Annotated in this window: 19 protein-coding genes; 10 read left to right on the top strand and 9 right to left on the bottom strand. The window is 72.4% G+C overall.

The window, feature by feature from the left end:
- Positions 1-77: 77 nt before the first annotated feature.
- Positions 78-299: a hypothetical protein gene (locus ACZ466_RS00350; RefSeq protein WP_464042598.1), complete on the bottom strand. Its 222-nt coding sequence runs from the start codon at positions 297-299 to the stop codon at positions 78-80.
- Between the two features lie 201 nt (positions 300-500).
- On the bottom strand, positions 501-1,040 hold the full coding sequence (locus ACZ466_RS00345; RefSeq protein ID WP_378286796.1) for a hypothetical protein: 540 nt from the start codon (positions 1,038-1,040) through the stop codon (positions 501-503).
- Between the two features lie 110 nt (positions 1,041-1,150).
- Here ACZ466_RS00345 and ACZ466_RS00340 point away from each other — a divergent pair, with 110 nt between their 5' ends.
- Positions 1,151-1,351 carry a LuxR C-terminal-related transcriptional regulator gene (locus ACZ466_RS00340; RefSeq protein WP_378286873.1) on the top strand — a complete coding sequence of 67 codons (201 nt, stop codon included), beginning with the start codon at positions 1,151-1,153 and terminating at the stop codon, positions 1,349-1,351.
- Positions 1,352-1,445: 94 nt separating this feature from the next.
- Here ACZ466_RS00340 and ACZ466_RS00335 read toward each other — a convergent pair whose 3' ends face one another.
- Positions 1,446-1,700, bottom strand: coding sequence for a hypothetical protein (locus ACZ466_RS00335; RefSeq protein WP_378286797.1), 255 nt, complete (start codon positions 1,698-1,700; stop codon positions 1,446-1,448).
- 842 nt (positions 1,701-2,542) lie between these two features.
- On the opposite strand from ACZ466_RS00335, the gene ACZ466_RS00330 reads away from it, so the two are divergent.
- The 5 genes from ACZ466_RS00330 (at position 2,543) to ACZ466_RS00310 (ending at position 8,102) form a co-directional block, all read left to right on the top strand.
- Positions 2,543-3,496 (top strand): ABC transporter permease, encoded by a 954-nt coding sequence (locus ACZ466_RS00330; protein WP_378286798.1) that lies wholly within the window; start codon positions 2,543-2,545, stop codon positions 3,494-3,496.
- Positions 3,493-4,377 (top strand): ABC transporter permease, encoded by an 885-nt coding sequence (locus ACZ466_RS00325; protein WP_378286799.1) that lies wholly within the window; start codon positions 3,493-3,495, stop codon positions 4,375-4,377. The genes ACZ466_RS00330 and ACZ466_RS00325 overlap by 4 nt, the downstream gene beginning before the upstream one ends.
- A 122-nt stretch (positions 4,378-4,499) precedes the next feature.
- A complete protein-coding gene (locus ACZ466_RS00320) occupies positions 4,500-6,065 on the top strand; it encodes an ABC transporter substrate-binding protein (RefSeq protein ID WP_378286800.1) in 1,566 nt (521 codons plus the stop codon).
- A 26-nt stretch (positions 6,066-6,091) separates the two neighbouring features.
- Complete coding sequence (locus ACZ466_RS00315) at positions 6,092-7,108, top strand: ABC transporter ATP-binding protein (protein ID WP_378286801.1); 1,017 nt, start codon at positions 6,092-6,094, stop codon at positions 7,106-7,108.
- Positions 7,098-8,102, top strand: coding sequence for an ABC transporter ATP-binding protein (locus tag ACZ466_RS00310; RefSeq protein ID WP_378286802.1), 1,005 nt, complete (start codon positions 7,098-7,100; stop codon positions 8,100-8,102). Before ACZ466_RS00315 ends, ACZ466_RS00310 begins: the two co-directional genes overlap by 11 nt.
- 80 nt (positions 8,103-8,182) lie before the next feature.
- On the opposite strand, the gene ACZ466_RS00305 is transcribed toward ACZ466_RS00310, so the two are convergent.
- The 5 genes from ACZ466_RS00305 to ACZ466_RS00285 form a co-directional block, all read right to left on the bottom strand.
- Positions 8,183-9,202, bottom strand: coding sequence for an ABC transporter permease subunit (locus tag ACZ466_RS00305; RefSeq protein WP_378286803.1), 1,020 nt, complete (start codon positions 9,200-9,202; stop codon positions 8,183-8,185).
- Positions 9,199-10,080 carry an ABC transporter ATP-binding protein gene (locus ACZ466_RS00300; RefSeq protein WP_378286804.1) on the bottom strand — a complete coding sequence of 294 codons (882 nt, stop codon included), beginning with the start codon at positions 10,078-10,080 and terminating at the stop codon, positions 9,199-9,201. The genes ACZ466_RS00305 and ACZ466_RS00300 overlap by 4 nt, the downstream gene beginning before the upstream one ends.
- A gap of 136 nt (positions 10,081-10,216) precedes the next feature.
- Positions 10,217-10,873: a response regulator transcription factor gene (locus ACZ466_RS00295; RefSeq protein WP_464042594.1), complete on the bottom strand. Its 657-nt coding sequence runs from the start codon at positions 10,871-10,873 to the stop codon at positions 10,217-10,219.
- Positions 10,870-12,018, bottom strand: coding sequence for a sensor histidine kinase (locus tag ACZ466_RS00290; RefSeq protein WP_378286808.1), 1,149 nt, complete (start codon positions 12,016-12,018; stop codon positions 10,870-10,872). The genes ACZ466_RS00295 and ACZ466_RS00290 overlap by 4 nt, the downstream gene beginning before the upstream one ends.
- A 68-nt stretch (positions 12,019-12,086) precedes the next feature.
- A complete protein-coding gene (locus ACZ466_RS00285; protein WP_378286809.1) occupies positions 12,087-12,587 on the bottom strand; it encodes a hypothetical protein in 501 nt (166 codons plus the stop codon).
- Between the two features lie 114 nt (positions 12,588-12,701).
- On the opposite strand from ACZ466_RS00285, the gene ACZ466_RS00280 reads away from it, so the two are divergent.
- From ACZ466_RS00280 to ACZ466_RS00265, 4 genes are all read left to right on the top strand, one after another.
- Positions 12,702-12,830 carry an RNA polymerase sigma factor gene (locus tag ACZ466_RS00280; protein ID WP_378286810.1) on the top strand — a complete coding sequence of 43 codons (129 nt, stop codon included), beginning with the start codon at positions 12,702-12,704 and terminating at the stop codon, positions 12,828-12,830.
- Positions 12,831-13,138: 308 nt separating this feature from the next.
- Positions 13,139-14,209, top strand: a complete 1,071-nt coding sequence (locus tag ACZ466_RS00275; protein ID WP_378286811.1) for a ferritin-like domain-containing protein — start codon at positions 13,139-13,141, stop codon at positions 14,207-14,209.
- 58 nt (positions 14,210-14,267) lie between these two features.
- A complete protein-coding gene (locus ACZ466_RS00270) occupies positions 14,268-16,523 on the top strand; it encodes a LodA/GoxA family CTQ-dependent oxidase (protein ID WP_378286812.1) in 2,256 nt (751 codons plus the stop codon).
- Positions 16,520-17,590: an NAD(P)/FAD-dependent oxidoreductase gene (locus ACZ466_RS00265; protein WP_378286813.1), complete on the top strand. Its 1,071-nt coding sequence runs from the start codon at positions 16,520-16,522 to the stop codon at positions 17,588-17,590. Before ACZ466_RS00270 ends, ACZ466_RS00265 begins: the two co-directional genes overlap by 4 nt.
- Before the next feature lie 9 nt (positions 17,591-17,599).
- Here ACZ466_RS00265 and ACZ466_RS00260 read toward each other — a convergent pair whose 3' ends face one another.
- Positions 17,600-18,457, bottom strand: a complete 858-nt coding sequence (locus ACZ466_RS00260) for a hypothetical protein (RefSeq protein WP_378286814.1) — start codon at positions 18,455-18,457, stop codon at positions 17,600-17,602.
- Positions 18,458-18,495 lie beyond the last annotated feature (38 nt).

The raw sequence follows: 18,495 nt of genomic DNA, 5'->3' as shown, positions 1-18,495 counted from the left end.
TAATTTAGCCGGGTTTTCCTACTTGTCAAGTTGGAAATATAGCCAAGCCGGCGACGCGGGCCCCGAGCCGAACGCGGCTAGGCGTCCCGGCGATGCAGGACCGCCGCGGTCAGCGCCAGGACGACGGCGGTGCACGCGTACAGCAGCCACAGCGACGGCCACGCCGCCAGGCTCCCCACGGCCGCCGGGCGCCCGAGCGCGGTCGCGATGCCCAGCCGCTGCGCCATCCCCGGCGAGAACCCGCCCACCCGGTGCCCGGCGGCCTCGCCCAGCCCGACCAGGTCGAGCACCTCGCCCACCCGGCGCCCGGGGATGCCGTTGCCGTGGGCCGGCCAGAGCAGATGATGGAACGCCGTGCGGCCGCCGTGCGCCGCGCGGGCGTCCAGGAGCGCCCCGACGGTGCGCAGCGGCTCCGGCAGCCGGTGGTACTCCCGGCCGCACCTGGAACGACAGCCGGTCGACCGCCCGCCTGCCGCCGAAGACCGCGGCGGCGCCGGCCCTCAGCCGTTCTCCTCCAGCACGCTCTGGATGCGGCTCCACGCGTGGGAGGCGTCGTTGTCGGGCGCCGGTTCGAAGACCAGGACGCCGTCACCGAGGTCGAGGGTCACGGTCGGGACACCGGCCTCGGTCAACATCGGCTCGCGCACGTCCACCCCGTACGGCGCCTCGAGCACGCTCATCTCCGCATCCGGCCGGAGCGGATCGAAGACCAGCAGGCCCGGCGCCACCCACAGGGCGCCGCGCTCCAGCCCGCTCTCGGGGACGCCGTCCTCACCGTGGGTCAGCGGCCCGCACAGCCGTCCGATGAGGCACAGCCGCGGCCGCCGGCGACCGGTCAGCTCCGCCACGATCTCCCCAGGGTCCCCCAGCCTGACGGGGACGACGTAGAAGGCCAGACCCGGCCGGGGCCCCGCCAGCTGCTTGCGGTACGACCGCAGCGAGCGCCGGGGCCGGCGCAAACGGTGTCCGGCTCGGCCCGCGACCACGCCCAGGCCCGCGCCGGTGCCAAAGCCCAGAAGGCACCACAAAAGGGGGGACACGCTCGGAGCCTATCCTCCGCCCCTTCCGGCCGGACGCGATCAGCCCGGGCGACGGCACCGCGCCCACGGCCGCGCCCTCGGCGGCGGAGGCCGTGGACGCCGGGACCCGCATGCCGCCGGGCCGCGAACCCGATGTACTACGCGTGCCCGTCCGTGGGCGATCGAACTCACAGATAGCCGTGGAACTGTTCATGACGGCCAACACCGTGGTCGCCCACGTTGCGGGATCCTCACCAAACTGGGTGCCGCCGCCAGAACCGAAGCCGCCACCCGAGCCCGCCAAACCGGCCTCCCCGACCCCGGAAACCTAATGGCGCCGATCCCGGGCCGGTTCGCCGCGAGTTCTGTGGCCTGCGCCACTTCACAACGTGCCATACAGGGCTTGACCTGGGTTCCTACTCGGGATTATGCGGCCCCGCGGGGCTCGTCGATCAGCTCGCCGGCGGCGGACCGGCTCCGCGGGCGGGACGGCCCGCCCGCCGTGATCGGGTGGCCGCGGTCGCCGGGGTGATCGGCGGTGGACGATGTGGAGTTGCCCTGGTCAAGCGGGGTGGCGCTCGAAGCCGCGGCCCGCGGATCGAAGGCCCGGCGCGCCGCGGCGAGCGGGTGCGGCGCGGCCGGGTCGCGGGGACCTCGCGGCCGCGCCGGTGCGAGCGTCACCGGCCCGGACCGGAATCGGCAACCTTCCGTCAGAAAGCCGTTCGCCAACCTCCCCGGGCGAGCCAGGTCCGCGCGCCGCGTCCCGAAAATCGAAACCGCCGGCCACGGAAGGCCGTCGGAGTTCGGGTATTGGGAGATCATCACTTCGGAATCGGTGTTTTGTTGGCGATGTGCTATTAACGGTGTGCGAGAACATTGTTTCCCGCGTTATGCGTCGATGTCCATTGGAGACATCAGATTGATATGGCGTGCCTGGCCCGATGGCGCATCGCCGATCTCCGCGTGCCCGCGGAGGCTCTTTGCCGGGACGGGTGTTCGCGTGGAGCCGCCATTCCGGATTCTGGTCGGCCGCCGGGGTGGTCCGGAGGGAGCACGCCTCGCCGCAGGGAAACAGTGGCCGTTGCGCCAGGTCCGGCGCTGCTCAGGGGTGTTCGGGTCCCCTCGGCCGCGCGGGGGAGGCTGACCGGTCGGTAACTCCGATGCGCGCCGCCGGCGGCCGGTCGGAGTGCCGAGCGCCCGCGGCCGCGCCGAACTCGGCGGCCCGGAACGAAAACGGCACTTTTGTTCTCTTGCCGAACGGCCGGCCGCCTCGCGTCCCTGTTCATCCACCTGCGGACGCCCCCGGCATGGCACCGACTCCCGGACACCGGAGCGCCATGGTAGAGGACCATTCTCCAAATCGCTACTTGTTTTTATCGAAACTCGTGAATATGGTTCTCGTGTGGTCGGCGCCGGGCGGCGGAGCTTCGGGCTCTTCCGTCGCGGACCACCGGCGCCGCGCCCGTATGGCACTGCGTCGGCCGCCGTCCGCTTGACAAAGTGCTTCAGGGAAAGCGAGCTGCATGATGCTCACCGTCGCGGGTCGGGTCGGCCGCAGCCTCCTCGTGGTGCTGCTGGTCACCTTCGCTGTGATGGCACTGATGGGCCTGGCGCCCGGTTCGGCCGCGTCGGTCATCCTCGGCGAGAACGCGACGCCGCAGGCGATCGCCGCGTTGAACGCGAGGCTGGGCCTGGACAAGCCGTTCTGGGAGCAGTATCTGGACTGGCTCGGCAATGCCGTCACGGGGGATCTGGGAACCTCTCCGATTACCGGCCAGCCGGTGACCGAGGCGATCGTGGACCGGTTGCCGGTGACGCTGCAACTGGCGGTCATGGCGCTGCTCATCGCGCTGGTGGTCTCGGTGCTGCTGGCCGTGGCCTCCGCGGTGCGGCCGGGCGGTCCGGTCGACCGGTCGGTCAACGTGGTGTCCTCGGTGCTGCTGTCGGTCCCGGCGTTCATCGCCGGCCCGGTACTGATCTATCTGTTCGCCCTGCAACTGGGCCTGTTCCCGGTGATCGGCTGGTCCGATCTGGGGGAGGGCCTGGGGGGGAACCTGCAGAGCGCGCTGCTGCCGGCGATCGCCATCGCGCTGATCGAGATCGCCGCGTTCCACCGCGTGCTGCGCGAGGACCTCATCGGGACGCTGCGGGAGGACTTCGTCGGGGCGGCGCGGGCCAAGGGGATGAGCCCGGCGTATGTGATGTTCCGGCACGCGCTGCGGCCGTCGTCGATGTCGCTGATCACGCTGGCGGGCATCAACCTGGGCCGGCTGGTGGGCGGAACGGTGATCGTGGAGTCGCTGTTCCTGCTGCCGGGCCTGGGGCAGCTGCTGACGTCCTCGATCCAGTCGCGTGACCTGATCACGGTGCAGGGAGTAGTGGTGTTCATCGCGGTGATCTACGTGCTGGTCAACACGGTCGTCGACCTGAGCTACCGGTTGATCGACCCCCGAGTCAGGAAGGCGGCCACGGCGTGACGCAGACTCAGGCCCCCGCGGGCCGCCTCATGGCGGTGACGGCCCCGGTCGTCCCGAAGGTGCGCAAGTCCAGGTCGGTGCTGGTGTACCTGGCCTTCGGCTGGCTGATCGCGATGATCGGCATGGCGCTGTTCGCGAACCTGCTGCCGCTGGCGCCGTACGCGACGGCGGTGGGCAGGCCCCACCAGGGCCCGGGCTGGGGGTCGCTGGACCTGCTGATGGGCACCGACTACCTGGGCCGCTCGATCCTGTCGCGGGCGATCCACGGCGCGCGGGTCTCGCTCCTGGTCGGCGCGGTCGCGGGCCTGGTCGGGTTCGTGGTCGGGGGCCTGCTGGGCATGGCCGCCGGCTACTTCGGCAAGCGGCTGGACGCGGTGCTGCGGCTGCTGACCGATGCGATGCTGGCCTTCCCGCCGCTGATCCTGCTGATGGCGCTGTCGTCCATCCTCACCCCCAGCGTGCGGACCCTGCTGGTGGGGCTGACGCTGCTGGTGATCCCGACCTTCCTGCGGCTGGCGCGGGCCAACACCCTGGCCTGGACGGCGCGCGAGTTCGTCATGGCGGCGCGGAACATGGGGGCGGGGCACCGCCGGATCCTGGTGAAGGAGATCCTGCCCAACGTGCTGCCCTCGCTCGGGGCCTACCTGCCGATCGTGATGGCCGCGCTGATCGTGGCGGAGGGATCGCTGAGCTTCCTCGGGCTGGGGATCCCGCCGCCCACCCCGAGCTGGGGCGGGATGATCAACGACGGCAAGGACGCCCTCGAGGACTCGCCGCACATGGTGCTGATGCCCGCACTGGTCATCTTCCTGACCGTGTTCTCGCTGAACCTGGCCGGCGACCACCTCCGGCGGCGGTTCGACCGCACCCTCCACGACTGACCGCGGTCCGCGCGCGACCGACCACCCCGTCCCACCCCCGGACCGCTGACAAGAGGTCAAACGATGATGCGAAACAGGCTTCTCCAGGCCACCGATAGCGCGGGGCGCCGCTGATGAGGCCGATGGTGTTCAGAACGAGGCGTTTCCCGGCGGCCGTGGCGGCGTGCGCCATGGCGCTGGTCACGGCCGCGTGCAGCGGTCCGACCGTGGCCAAGCCGGCCGGGCCCGCAGGCGACCCGGTGCCGGGCGGCACCGCCCGCGTCGTCATGATGAACGAGCCGCGCAGCCTGGATCCCGCGGCCATGTCGAACGTGTGGGCGTTCAACGCCGTCCTGGGCAACGCCCTGTACGGCGAGTTGATGGTCAACGACGTCGAGACCGGTGAGATCGGCTACAAGATGGCCGAGAGCTTCACCACCAAGGACGGCGGCGCGACCTTCGAGCTGAAGCTGCGCGACGGCCTGACCTTCACCGACGGCGACCCGCTGGACGCGCAGGCCGTGAAGTACAACTGGGACCGCATCCGGAACCCGGCGACCGGCTCCTCCTCCATCCGCGAGGCGGCGATGATCACCTCGACCGAGGTGGTGGACGCCAGGACGTTGAAGATCGGGCTGAGGATGCCGGTTCCCGGCTACGGCCAGGCCGTGCTCGCCGGGGCGATGAACTGGATCGCCTCGCCGAAGGCGCTGGCGAAGGGGCAGCGGGAGTTCAACGCCAGGCCGATCGGCGCGGGCCCGTTCACCCTGAAGTCGTGGAGCCGCCAGGACAAGATCGAGCTGGTGAAGAATCCCAAGTACTGGGACTCGCCCAAGCCCTACCTCGACCGCATCGAGCTCCGCGCGACGCCCGACAGCATGCAGCGGCTGAGCAGCCTGATCAGCGGCGGCGTGGACGTGGCCGTGGACACCAGCTGGAAGACCATCGACAAGGCGCGCAAGGCGGGCTTCCCGACCCAGGTCGTGCCGCTGAGCGGCGGCCAGAGCCTCACCATGAACACGCGCAAGCCGCCGTTCAACGACCTGCGCGCCCGCCAGGCCGTCGCCGCGGCACTGGACCTCGACTCGATGAACCTCTCCCAGTACAACGGCAAGGGCGAGGTCCCCACCCGGCTGTTCAGCAAGACCTCGCCGTTCTACGAGGACATCGTGCTGACCAGGAGCGACAAGCGGGCCGCGCAGCGGCTGTTCGACCAGCTGGCCGCCGAGGGCAAGCCCGTCTCGTTCACCTTCACCTCCCAGGTCAGCCCCGAGTCCAAGGCCGTGGCGGAGAGCATCCAGGCGCAGCTCAGCGCGTACAAGAACGTCAAGGTCAAGATCCGGAGCATCGTGTCCGCCGAGACGGCCTCGATCTACGCCAAGCGCGACTTCGAGATGCTCATCTCCTCGGCCCTGATCGTGGACCCCGAGCCGCAGCTGTGGTCGGTCCTGCACGGCCGGTCCTCCGCCAACCTGTCGGGCATCAACGACCCGCAGCTGAACGCGGCGCTGGACCAGGGCCGCAAGTCGACGTCGCCGGAAGAGCGCAAGGCGGCCTACAAGGTGGTGCAGGAGCGGCTGGTCGCCCTCATCCCGGTCATCTACTACACCCGTGCCGCGCCCGCGGTCGAGACGGCCACGAACGTCCACGGGACCAGGCAGTACGGCTTCGGATCGCTGATGCCGGAGGAACTGTGGATCCAGCGGTGACGGCGCCACCGGAGGAGGCTCAGACCATGAGTGGCGAACCCATGCTTCAGGTCCGGAACCTGCACACCTACATCGGCACGGCGCGGGGCGTCGTGCGGGCGGTGCAGGACGTGTCCCTGCACGTCGACCGCGCCCAGGCGCTGGGAGTGGTCGGCGAGTCCGGATCCGGGAAGTCGATGATGGCCAAGGCGATCATGGGCCGGCTCCCGGCCCGCGCCAAATGCTCCGGAGAGGTGCTCTTCCAGGGCAAGGACCTGCTCTCGATGCCCCGCAAGCAGCGGGCGCAGATCTGGGGCAAGCAGGTGGCCATGGTCTTCCAGGACCCCAGCCGCTCCCTCAACCCGGTCGTGCGGGTGGAGCGCCAGCTGACCGAGGGGATGCGCAAGCTGCTCGGGGTCGGCCGGTCCGAGGCGCGCGGCCGGGCCGTCGAGCTCCTGGGCGAGGTCGGCGTCCCCGATCCCGAACGGCGGCTGGGCAACTACCCGCACGAGCTGTCGGGCGGCATGCGCCAGCGCGTGATGATCGCGATCGCGCTGGCCTGCGAACCCGACCTGCTGATCGCCGACGAGCCCACGACCGCGCTGGACGTGACGATCCAGCGCCAGATCCTGGACCTGCTGCGCCGCGTCCAGCGCGACCGCGGGATGTCGCTGATGCTGATCAGCCACGACCTCGCCGTCGTCGCCGGGCAGACCGACCGGGTCGCGGTGATGTACGCCGGCCGGCTGGCCGAGGCCGGCTCCACCCGCCGCGTCTTCGAGACCCCCCGGCACCGCTACACCCACGCCCTGCTGGGGGCGACGCCGACGCTCGAGCACGAGCGGAGCGCGCCGCTCCGGTTGATCCCGGGCGCGCTGCCGGATCCGACGAACCTGCCGGAGGGGTGCCGGTTCACGGCGCGCTGCGCGCACGCCGAGGACGAGTGCCGCACCCCCGGCCCGAACATGGCGCCGGTGGCGACCGACCACCACGTGGCCTGTGTCCGCCCGGTGCCCGAGCACGCGGCCGCGGGGCCGGAAGGAGCCGATCTCAATGGCCGGTAGCGGGACCGCGCACCTGCGCGGCGACGACGCACTGCTGTCCGTGCAGGATCTGGTCGTGGAGTACCCGGGCAAGGCGGGGACCGTCCAGGCGGTCTCCAAGGTCAGCTTCGACGTCCTGCCGGGGGAGACTCTCGGGATCGTCGGCGAGTCCGGATGCGGCAAGTCCACCACCGGGCGGGCCATGCTGCGCCTGGACCGGGCGACCTCGGGGCGGATCCGCTTCGACGGCGAGCAGATCGAGCAGGCCGGCGAGAGCCGGATGCGCACGCTCCGGCGGCACATGCAGATGATCTTCCAGGACCCGGTGGCGTCGCTCAATCCGCGCCGCTCGGTCAAGGACATCGTCGTCGAGGGCCTCGCGGTCACCGGAGCGCCCGCCGCCGAGCGGGCCAAGACGTCGGCGGACGTGCTGGCCAAGGTCGGCCTCGGCGACGACCGCTTCACCGGCATGCTGCCCAGGCAGCTGTCCGGGGGCCAGGCCCAGCGGGTCGCGATCGCCCGCGCCCTGGCGGTCAATCCCCGGCTGCTACTGTGCGACGAGCCGGTGTCGGCGCTGGACGTCTCCGTCCAGGCGCAGATCCTCAACCTGATCTCCGACCTCAAGGCCGAGTACGACCTGACCGTCGTGTTCATCGCGCACGACCTCGGCGTCGTCCGCACCATCAGCGACAACGTCATGGTCATGTACCTGGGCAAGGTCTGCGAGTTCGGCGACGCCGTCGAGGTCTACGACGCCCCCGCCCACCCCTACACCCGCGCGCTGCTCGACTCGGTCCCGCTGACCGACCCGGACAAGGGCTTCGCCGGGCCCTCGCTCGAAGGCGACATGCCCTCACCGCTGTCGCCGCCCTCGGGCTGCCGGTTCCGGACCCGCTGCCCGCTGGCCCAGGACCGCTGCGCCGAGGAGGAGCCCGAGGTCCGCGAGATCCGCAAGGGCCAGTACGCCGCGTGCCACTTCCCGCTGACCTCGGCCGCCGGTGAGGAGCCGGCCTAGAGACTCATGTTCGCCTGCGAGGTCACCACCGGGGGCGGCGAGTTCTTCGCCGCCCCCGGTGGTGTTCGCCTGCGGCCGGGTCAGACGCGCCTGACGCGCCGGAGGGCGACGACGATGAGGATCCCTCCGGCCGCCAGGTAGAGCCCGGTCTCGGCCAGCTGGAACGTCCAGTAGCGGCCGCTGGGGTGGTACTCGATGTCGACGTGCAGTCCGAGCTTGGACAGGCACACCGCGGTGTCGCCGAACGTGCCGCCGGCACCGGTCTTCGGCGGGGAGCCGAGGCAGGCGTCGAAGGCGCTCCCGGCCATCGTCCGCCCGTCCGCGGTGCGCAGCGGGCTGGTCTCGCTGATCCACGCGTCGGGGGCGCCGGGCACCCGCAGGCCGCCGATGACGGGCGCGCCGGTGATGCTGCCCAGGTTCCTGGCCTGGTCGATGTTCTGCGCGGTCATCGGCAGGCTCGTCCTCTCGGGCGGCATCAGGTGCGGCCGCACCAGGTTCGGCACCGAGAACTGGAGCATGAGGAAGACGACGCCCGTGATCGCCATCGCCGGGAGCGTCCGGCGCACGAGCAGGCCGGTGACGGTGCCCAGCGCGAAGGCGAGGAAGGCGTAGCCGATCGGGACGATGTTGCGGGCGCCGAACTCCACCGTGCCGAACCGGTCCGCGGCGACCTGGTCGTACGGGGAGGCCGCCCAGGTGAGCAGCAGGCCGGCCGCGCCCGTCAGGATCATCGCGGCCAGGCCGGCGAACGCCACGCGGCCGGCCAGCCAGCGGCGGCGGGTCACGCTCTGGTTCCAGACCAGCCGGTGGGTGCCGAGCTCCAGCTCCCGGGCGACCAGCGGCGCCCCCCAGAACGCGCCGATGACGACGGGGATCAGCCCGAGCCCGGCGGCCAGGAATAGCAGGGGGTTCTGGTAGGCGCTCTGGAACTGGCTCCTGGCCTGCGCGCAGTCGCCGGGGCCGGCGCACCGGGCGCGGTAGGCGTCGTGGGCGTCCCGGATGTCCGCGCCCAGGTACAGCAGGTAGGCGGCGATCAGGGCGAGCCCGGCGGCGCCGACGAGCGCCTGGAGGCGGAACTGCCGCCAGTTCAACCAGATCATCGCGCACCCTCCCAGGCGGTCCCGGCGGGGGCGGCGGGGCCGCTGGGCGCGGCGCTCGCCCGGGCCATGTAGCCGAGCACCAGCTCCTCGAGCGTGACGGGTTCGGCCGGGTACGGGATCGACGGCGGCAGGGCGTCGATGCGCACCAGGGCCCGGCTGTGGGCGCCGTCGTGCTCCACCCGGATCACCTCGACACCGGGGAGCGGCCGGTCGAGGCCGCCCCGGGGCGCGACCAGCCGGCGGTGACCGTCCAGCAGGTCCCGCACTCTCCCGGCGACCTGCACCCGTGCCCCGCACAGCACGATGAGGTGGTCGCAGACCCGTTCGATGTCGCCGAGCAGGTGCGACGACAGCACGGCGCTGGCGCCGAGCTCGGCGACGAACTCCACCAGGTTCTCCAGGAACCCCCGGCGGGCCAGCGGGTCGAGCGCGGCCGCCGGCTCGTCGAAGATCAGCAGTTCGGGGCGCTTGGCGGCGGCGATCGTCAGCGCCAGCTGCGCGCGCTGGCCGCCCGACAGCCGTCCCGCCTTCTGGTCCGGACCCAGCCCGGCCCGCGCGACCCGCCGCTCCGCCAGCTCCCCGTCCCAGGACGGGTTCAGGCGCGCGCCCAGGCGCAGGTGGTCGGCCACGCTGAACGACGGGTACACCGGGGTGTCCTGCGCCACGAACCCGACCCTGGCCAGGTGCGCGGCGCTCTCCGCCGGCCGGGACCCCAGGACGCGCAGCGAGCCCGACGTCGGCTCCAGCAGCCCGCAGGCCAGGTGCAGCAGCGTCGACTTCCCGGCCCCGTTCGGGCCGACCAGGCCGACCACGCGACCGGCCGGAACGGTCAGGTCGACCTCGCTCAGCGCCGTCCGGCGGCCGTACTTCTTCGTCAATCCCTCGGCTTGCAGAACCGGGGCTGAATCACCATGTGACATGCCCCCATCCTCGAAACCGGCGCCCCCTCCGGGCACCGGCCCAAAGCACGGTTCGGGCCTCCGGCGACCGTACTTTCGGCCGGTTCGGCCGCCGCTACCTGCCGTCGACGAACCCGTTCTCCCACGCCCACGCGGCGATCCCCACCCGGTTGCGCACCCCCAGCTTGGTCTGGATGCCCGACAGGTGGCTCTTGACCGTGCTGAGCGAGATGAACAGCTCCGAGGCGATCTCCTGGTTGGTGCGGCCGCGCGCGAGGGCCCGGACGACCTCGAGCTCGCGGTCCGACAGCGGCGGCGGCTGCGCGGCGCGGGACGGCGCCCCGGCGGCCGCCAGGTGCCGCAGCAGCCGCACGGTGACCGACGGCGAGACCATCGCCCCGCCGCCGTGGGCGGCGCGGACCGCCTCGACGAGCAGCGCGGGCCCGGCGTCCTTGAGGACGAACCCCACCGCACCGCCGCGCAGCGCCCCGTACACGTACTCGTCGAGGTCGAACGTGGTGACCACGATGACCCGCATCGGGTCGCGCACCCCCGGACCGGCCAGCGCGCGGGTCACCTCGATGCCGTCGAGCCGGGGCATCCTGATGTCCACCAGGCACACGTCGGGGCGCAGCCGCCGGGCCATCGCGACCGCCTCGGCCCCGTCCGGCGCCTCCCCGACGACGCTGATGTCGGGCTGGTCCTCCAGGATCAGCCGCAGCCCCCGGCGGATCATCGCCTGGTCGTCGGCGAGCAGGACCGAGATGGTCATCGGGGCTCCCTGGTGGGGACGGGCAGGGTCGCCCGCACCGACCAGCCGGCACCGGGCCGCGGGCCGGCGCGCAGCGAGCCGCCGAGCGTCTCGACGCGTTCGCGCATGCCGAGCAAACCGTATCCGCCGCGGTGGTGGGGCCGGGCGGCGGCCGCCGGGGCGTCGTCGGCGACCTCGACGGTGACGCCCTCCGGGCCCTGCTCGACGACGACCGAGACCGACCGGGCCCCGGGCGCGTGCCGCAGCACGTTCGTCAGCGCCTCCCGGACGACCCGGTACACGGTGCTGGTCACCTCCGGCGGCCACTCCGCGTACCCGTCCCGCATGCTCAGCCGCACCTCCGGGCCCTGCTTGCGGAAACGCTCCACCAGCGCGCCGAGCCGCTCCGGCCCGGGGGAGGCCGGGGCGGCGTCGTCCCCGTCGCGCAAAAGCCCGACGACCCGCCGCATCGCGGCCAGCGCGTCGGTGCCGGCGGCCTCGATCTCGCCGAGGAACTCGCCGACCTCCGCGGGGTTCCGCCGTGCCACCACCTGGGCGCCCTGCGCCTGGAGGACCATGCCCGTGATGTGGTGGGCGACGACGTCGTGCAGTTCCCTGGCGAGTTCCAGCCGCTCGGCCCGCCGCACCTGCTCGGCGGCGGCGCGCGCCCGGGCGTCCAGCAGCCGCAGCGCCAGCCCGGCGCCGACGGCGGCCAGCCAGAGCAGGCCGCCCAGCGCCGTCACCGCCGCGAGGCCGGAGCCCCCCGGCCGGGGGGCGAGCTGACCGGCGGCGACCACCGCCAGCCCGGCGCCCGCGACGGCACCCGCCGGCACCGGCCGCAGGTCGCGGAGCGCGGAGCCGACCAGCACCGCCAGCCCCAGGGCCATGGCCGGGCTGGGCTCGGCGGGAAAGTCCGGGGCGACCAGGCGGATGACCGCGATCGCCAGTGCCGCGACGCCGAGCCCCGCGACCGCCGCCCCGAGCGGACGGCGCCGCGCCCGCAGCGCGAGCAGGCACACCGCCCCGGCGGAGACGCTGCCCGGCACCCAGTACCCGGCGCCCCAGCTCTGGGTGATGGCGACGGCCTGGACGGCGATCGCCGCGAGGAACACGATGCCGAGCCCGGCCACGGAGGCGGCCCTGACCCAGCGCTCCGGAACGGTCACGCCGGCCAGGGTACCGACCCGCCGCCCGCCGGCCGGCGGGACGGAGCCCGGCACGTCACGCCCCACCCCTACTCACCGTCGGACCGGCCGGGCGCGAACGCCCGCAGCAGCGGCCCCGCGACGAGGCCGCCGAGCACCGGCACGGTGGCCAAGACCGTCACGCTGGTGGGCCCGGACGCCCAGGCCAGCGCGATCACCCCGGCACCGCCCGCGGCGACGGCGACGGCCGGCAGCGCCGGGAGCGTCCTGGTCGAGGAGCCGACGAGCACGGCCAGGGCCAGGGCCGCAGGGGGCGACGGCTCCTGTGGCAGGTCCGCCACCAGGGACACCACGACGGCGACCGCCGCCACGGCCACGCCCGCCGCCGCCGTCCACAGCCGCCGCCGCTCGCGCAGCAGCGCGAGCGCGCACATCACCACCGCGACGGCGGTCGTGTAGATCCAGTAGGCCCCGCCCCAGCTGCCGATGAGCATGTACGCCGTGAAGGCGATGCCCAGGGCGAACACCATGCCGAGCCCGATGCCGACCAGCGTCCCGCCCGGTCGCGCGGGCCGTTCCACCGTATTCATGCCGTTGACGCTAGGAAGCGGGACCGGCGGCGTAACCGGCCGAAAGTACGGTAGCGGGCCGGGCCGGTCATGCTTTGGACCGGTTCCATGGAGCCGACATGCCGAGGACCCCGGATGGGTGAGGACGAGTTCACCGCGGTCTACGCCGCCACCTACAGGCCCCTGCTCGGCTACGCGCTGAGCCGCTGCGACTCTCCCGAGGACGCCGCCGACGTCGTCGCCGAGACGTTCACGATCGCCTGACGGCCGGAGCGGCTCCCGCCCCGCGCCGGACGGGGGCGACCCCGCCATCGGTACGCCCACGCTCGTCCACGGCGCGTGGATGCGCGGCTCCACCTCGGTCGGGCTCCTGGTCGGCCCGCTCAAGAACGACCCGGGGCCCCGCCCGGCCGGCTGACCGGGCCCGCCGAGCAGGGCGGGCCCGTTGCTCTGGGCGCTTTCTTGGCAGTCGGTTAACTCTCTTTATCCCTCCGGCGGGATTGTTCTCCGGTGGAGCGGATAGTGGTCGATGGGGGAACGCGTGCCGGGAAAGGCGGGGCGGTAACATGGGTGTGTCGACCATTTCGCAGGACATCGGGGAATCCCTTGCGGTGCCCGTGGAAGGGCGGGACATCACCTGGCTCCGCAATTCCCTGCAGACGGCGGTCGCGGTGGAATTGGCGACGATCCCGCCTTATCTGTACGGCCTGTGGTCCATCAAGGACTCCGCGTCGGAGGTCGCCCGGTACATCCGGCGGATCGTGCTCCAGGAAATGCTGCACATGGGGCTGGCGTGCAATCTGCTGGCCGCCGCCGGCGGGCGGCCCCAGGTCATGTCGGCGGCCCAGTCCTACCCCGCGCATCTGCCGGGCGGGATCCGCGGCGAGCTCACCGTCTACCTGGACGGGCTGGCGGCGGGGGTCAACGACGAGCAGGACGTCGTGCGGCGGGTGTTCATGGAGATCGAGATGCCGGAGCATCCGGTCGCCTTCGCCCCCGGCGGGGAGGCCGAGCAGTTCGCGACGATCGGGCTGTTCTACCAGGCGATCAAGGACTGCTTCCACGCCTGTGCGGGCCAGGTGCCGTTCGGCGGGGTGCAGATGACCTACTGGATCGGCTCGGACGAGATGTTCCAGATCGGCGACATGGGCGATGTCGACCGCGCCATCGACATCATCATCCACCAGGGGGAGGGGAAGCCGGGCACCCCCGTGCAGGACCTGGCCGACGCGCCCGCCACCGTGAGCCCGGCCGTACTCGCCCACTACTACCGCTACAAAGAGATCTGGTGCGGCCGGAGCCTGCGCTACGACGAGAGCGCGCGGGAATGGAAATTCGACGGTGACCCCGTGCCCCGTCCGGCGGTTCATCCGCTGGAGAAGATGGGGCCGGGCGGCTGGCCGGACGTCCCGCCGGGGCTGCGCCAGAAACTCGACGACTGGAACGCGAAGTACAAGAACGTCCTGGAAACGCTGGAAAAGGCGTGGCGGCCGCCCGGCGATTCCGGTGCGCTGGACGAGTCGGTCGGGCACATGTTCGAGCTCACGGGAAAGGCGGAGGATCTCATCGCCTACCAGCTTGAGCAGCACAATCCCAAGATCTACGGACCCGAGTTCAAGCCTCCCGCCACGACGGGGCCATGACACCCGCGCGGGCGCGGCGCCGCCGGCCCGCCCAGCCGGAGCGACCGAGAGGCAGCGCATGAGCAGCGTCAGCACCAACATCCTGGCCGACATCACGACGGTCCGGATCCATCCGGCGATCGGCATCGCCCGGCTGGGCAACAGCGACACGGACTTCTTCGTCGGCCCGGAGATCCCCGGCAAGCCCCCCAACCCGCCCGGGGCGACGCTGGAGGAGAAGTTCAAGGACGCGAGCAGGCGCGTCAAGCGCCAGGCCGCGCGGTTCCGCTGCTACGGCTACACCGAGCAGGGCGAGTGGGTCGACCTGACCGGACGGCCCGATGTGAAGATCAACTGGAAGGTCACCCTCGTCAACAGGAAGGCCGCCGCCCCGAACTTCATGGACTCGGGGCGCAGGAACGAGGGCCAGTCCCCGCAGGATCTGATCATCGCCCCCACGCCCCGCACCGTCACCGGGACGAACCAGCGGGCCGCGCTCGACGACGGCAGGGTGCGGTTCACGGTGGACGGGCAGCCGCACGAGTTCCCCGGCATCTATCTCGGGGAGATCCGCACCGACGACAAGGGCTGCCTGATGGTGCTCGGCGGCAGGGGGCTCTCGCAGTGCCACCCCAAGGTCGCGGGCCAGGGACTGGGCGCCTTCAACAACGACTGCTGGTACGACGACACCTCCGACGGCCCGGTCGAGGCCACGGTCACCCTCACCATCGACGGGGGCTCCCGGCAGCTGGCGGCGGAACGGGCGTGGGTGATCGCCGCACCCGCGAAGTTCGCCCCGGAGATGGACAGCCCCACCACCCTCTGGGACCAGCTCCAGTACACGCTCGGCACGGGCACCGCGCCCGCCCGCCCGTCCTACAACAAGGACATCTACCCGATCCTGCAGCGGGCGCGGACGATCAAGGGCGTGTACCCGCTGCCCGTCTCCGACCACGCGTGGCAGGACGAGGTCAAGGACCCCGACATCCGGAAGGGCATCTTCGACCGGCTGCGCAAGTGGTCGGCCACCGGCCAGAGCGGCGGCAACATGCCGTTGCTGGCGGGCCTTCAACCGTCCTACCCCAGCCTCACACCTCTGCAGTACCAGGTCATGCAGCGGTGGCGGGAGGGGAACTACGACAGCGACTGGAACGGGCACCCGCCGGACCCCGGCAACACCATCACCCCGGCCGGGCTGGACCGGGCGGCCCTGGACGCGTGCGTGGGCGCGGCCTTCTTCCCCGGCATCGAGGGCGGCCAGTTCCTCATCGACAAGAACACCCAGGGCGTGCCGAAGAACTGGAAGAAGCCCTACGAGCGGCTGCGGTTCGCCGACACCGTCATGGCCGGGGACGTCACGGCGCAGATGGCGATCCCCTGGCAGGCCGACTTCAACGCCTGCGGCCAGGGCTGGTGGCCGGTCCCTCGTCCCAACAGCGTCTTCCCCAAGGGCCAGACCACGCGCGCGACCTGGACGCGGGGCCTGCAGGGGCCCGAGGACATGGTCAAGCGGTGGAACCAGCTCGGGGTCGTGGTCCGCGACAGCACCGGCAACTACGTCGAGGTCGCCCGGACCCTGGCGATGCCGTCCCCGCACGAGCTCGTCGAGCACCCCTTCTCCGTCCAGCCGGTGGTGGCGGGCCCGCAGTCGCTGTGGTCGCACCCCGGGGAACTGGCCGCCGACGCCGCCGACTCCAACCTGATCTCCTTCGGGCAGGCCACGGCGACGGCCGGGGAGACCCAGCGCTGGCCGCTGTGGCTGACCGAGGCCGACAGCACCCTGACCGTCGAGGTCCGCAGCACCGACCTGGACTCGCTGGCGATCAGCGTGGAGTGCCCGTTCGGCCCGCGCCTGAAGTCCGGCGACGCCGGCGTGGTCACCTCGCGGCCGGACGGGCAGCGGACGGTGCTGCGCATCGGCCTGCCGCTCACCGTCCCGCCGGGCCGGTACGTCCGGGAGGGCCACTGGCAGGTGCACGTGGCCTCGCAGCGGCAGGACGGCCCGGTGACCTACCAGCTGGCGGCCACGGTCGACTCGCTGATCATGTTCCCGAGCCTGACGACCACCGCGGCGGACGGCTCGCTCAACACCAGCGTCGACTTCTCCGGCACGCCGATCAGCCAGGGGGTGGCCAGCCTGTGGCCGATGTCCACGCAGGAGGAGTACCCCGAGGTCACCCTGCAGGCCGCGGGGGCGCCCCAGCTGGAACGCGCGACGGGGCAGGTCGCGGTGGCGCCGCAGACCCAGTACCTGCGGGTCCAGGCGACCGGGCTGTCCCCGATGGGGCACCCGTTCGTCCGCGAGCGTCTCCTGCGGATGGACGAGCTCAGGTGAGAGCCGCCGACGCGACGGTGGTCGGCGGCGGCGCGGCGGGGGCGGCGGTGGCCTGGCACCTGGCTTCCGCCGGCGCCGCCGTCGCGCTGGTGCACGACCACCGGGAGCGCTGGCGACCGGTGGGGCAGCAGCTGTCGGCCGCCGCCCGGCCCGTTCTCCGGTCGCTCGGCGTGCTGGACGCCCTGACCGGCGCCGCCGTGCCCGTGCATGAGGCGCGCAGCGCGTGGGGCGGCCCCGATGTGGACTGCCGGCCCGCCATCTTCAACCCGCACGGGCCGCCGCTGGCGGTCGACCGGCCGCGGCTGGACCACCTGCTGCGCGCCGCCGCGCGGCACGCCGGAGCCCGCGTCCTGGACGGCCACGCCCGAGCCGTCCGCACCTCCGACGGCGCCTGGCAGGTGTGGGACGGTACGGGCCGCCGCTGGACGACCCGTGTCCTGGTCGACGCCACGGGGGCCGGCCGTGCCCTCACCCGTGCCCACCTGCCCTGGACCCTCGTCGACCGGCTGCGCTGCGTCCTGTGGCAGGCCCGCCCCGCCGGCGCCGCCCCGCAGCCCTGGTCGCTGGTGGAGGCCGACCCCGACGGCTGGTGGTACACCGCGCCCACGCCCGGCGGCGACCACCTGACCGTCATGCGAGTCGAGGACATGCCCGCGGCGACCGGCCGTCCCGGGGCGCCGCTGCAGCCGCCGCCCCACACCCGGGACCGGCTCGCCGACCGCCTCCCGGCCGTCTGCGACTACCGCGTCGCCGTGGTCGGGTACGCGAACCCGCCCTGGGCGCCGAACCTGGTCGCCGCGGGCGACGCAGCCCTCGCCGTGGACCCGCTGTCCTCCTCGGGCCTCGACAACGCCCTGCACCTGGCCGCACCGGCGTCCGCCGCGGCCCTCGGCCTGATCGGCGGCGACCCCGGCCCTGCCCATCGGTACGCCCAGCAGGTGCACGCCCTGGCGGCCAGGCATCTGGAACTGCGCCACTACTACCTGTCGCAGCCCACCGAGTACGCCGCGTTCCCCTTCTGGACGCGCCGCACCCCCACCGCGAGCCCCCTCGCCACCAGCCGGTGAGCGTCGAGTTCAGGCCAGGTACCACAACGCGGCGGTCACGCTATCGCGGTTCGGGTCGAGCGACATCCAGTAGGCCCCCAGCGGCGTTTGCGCGTTCACGAACAGATCCAGGGCGCCGCGGCCATGGGCATCGCCCCTCACCTGGTGGACGGAGTGGAAACGCAGCGTGGTGGAGTCCGTCCCGCGGTACAGGTAGAAGGGCGTGGATCTCTGCGCGGGCAGACCGGCGAAGGCGAACGTGAGTCGGTCGATCTCCGCGCGCTGGATCTGCGTGTTCTCCGGGTGCTGGGTGAGGAGCAGCATCTTGGGCGCGGCCGGGGTTTTCAGGGCGACCGCGCGCGTGGTGGTCTTTCCGTCCAGCCGCGCCGTGATCGTGTAAGTCCCCGGGCCGTTATCCGGCGAGAAGTACAGGAATGCCTTTTGCGCGGTGCCGTCCGGCCCGTACGCGACATCCGTTTTCTGGATGTTCTTCCCGGAGGGGTCGGTCACGGTGACGACCGCCGACCGTCCCGGCCCCACACCGCCCAGGCAGATTCCCTCCCTGTCAGGAGGCTGGACGGAGAGCGGCGCGCCGGCTTCGCGCCGTCCCGGGACGCCGAATTCGTCCTCGTAATCTGCCCAAAGAATGAACTCGCCACTGGCGGGGCACGGGTCGCCGCCTCCCGCCACCGGAAGTTTCAGCTGTTCGACCAGGCCGCTCGGGCGCTTCTGCGGATTGCTCACTATCACGTCGCCCCGCGGTGTCCCCTTCGACGCGGACGGTGTCGCGACCGGATGGCTCGCCCGCCGCCGGCCTTGTCCCGGATCATCCTGTCCGCATGCGGCCATGAGCACCGCCGAGATCGTGAGAATCACGGTGGTCTTCACCGCAGAGCGCATCCATATCGCCTTTCCTCGCGCGGAAT

The organism is Actinomadura rugatobispora, from assembly GCF_055379765.1.
Note: the sequence above shows the minus strand (reverse complement) of the source record. Positions and strands in the feature narration are given on the sequence as shown.

What these genes read in the sequence shown, in the direction of transcription:
- ACZ466_RS00340 (WP_378286873.1), top strand. Translation starts at nt 1,151, where the DNA reads ATGCCGCCGGGCCGCGAACCCGATGTACTACGCGTGCCCGTCCGTGGG.
- ACZ466_RS00330 (WP_378286798.1), top strand. Translation starts at nt 2,543, where the DNA reads ATGATGCTCACCGTCGCGGGTCGGGTCGGCCGCAGCCTCCTCGTGGTG.
- ACZ466_RS00320 (WP_378286800.1), top strand. Translation starts at nt 4,500, where the DNA reads ATGGTGTTCAGAACGAGGCGTTTCCCGGCGGCCGTGGCGGCGTGCGCC.
- ACZ466_RS00315 (WP_378286801.1), top strand. Translation starts at nt 6,092, where the DNA reads ATGAGTGGCGAACCCATGCTTCAGGTCCGGAACCTGCACACCTACATC.
- ACZ466_RS00310 (WP_378286802.1), top strand. Translation starts at nt 7,098, where the DNA reads ATGGCCGGTAGCGGGACCGCGCACCTGCGCGGCGACGACGCACTGCTG.
- ACZ466_RS00305 (WP_378286803.1), bottom strand. Translation starts at nt 9,202, where the DNA reads ATGATCTGGTTGAACTGGCGGCAGTTCCGCCTCCAGGCGCTCGTCGGC.
- ACZ466_RS00295 (WP_464042594.1), bottom strand. Translation starts at nt 10,873, where the DNA reads ATGACCATCTCGGTCCTGCTCGCCGACGACCAGGCGATGATCCGCCGG.
- ACZ466_RS00285 (WP_378286809.1), bottom strand. Translation starts at nt 12,587, where the DNA reads ATGAATACGGTGGAACGGCCCGCGCGACCGGGCGGGACGCTGGTCGGC.
- ACZ466_RS00280 (WP_378286810.1), top strand. Translation starts at nt 12,702, where the DNA reads ATGGGTGAGGACGAGTTCACCGCGGTCTACGCCGCCACCTACAGGCCC.
- ACZ466_RS00270 (WP_378286812.1), top strand. Translation starts at nt 14,268, where the DNA reads ATGAGCAGCGTCAGCACCAACATCCTGGCCGACATCACGACGGTCCGG.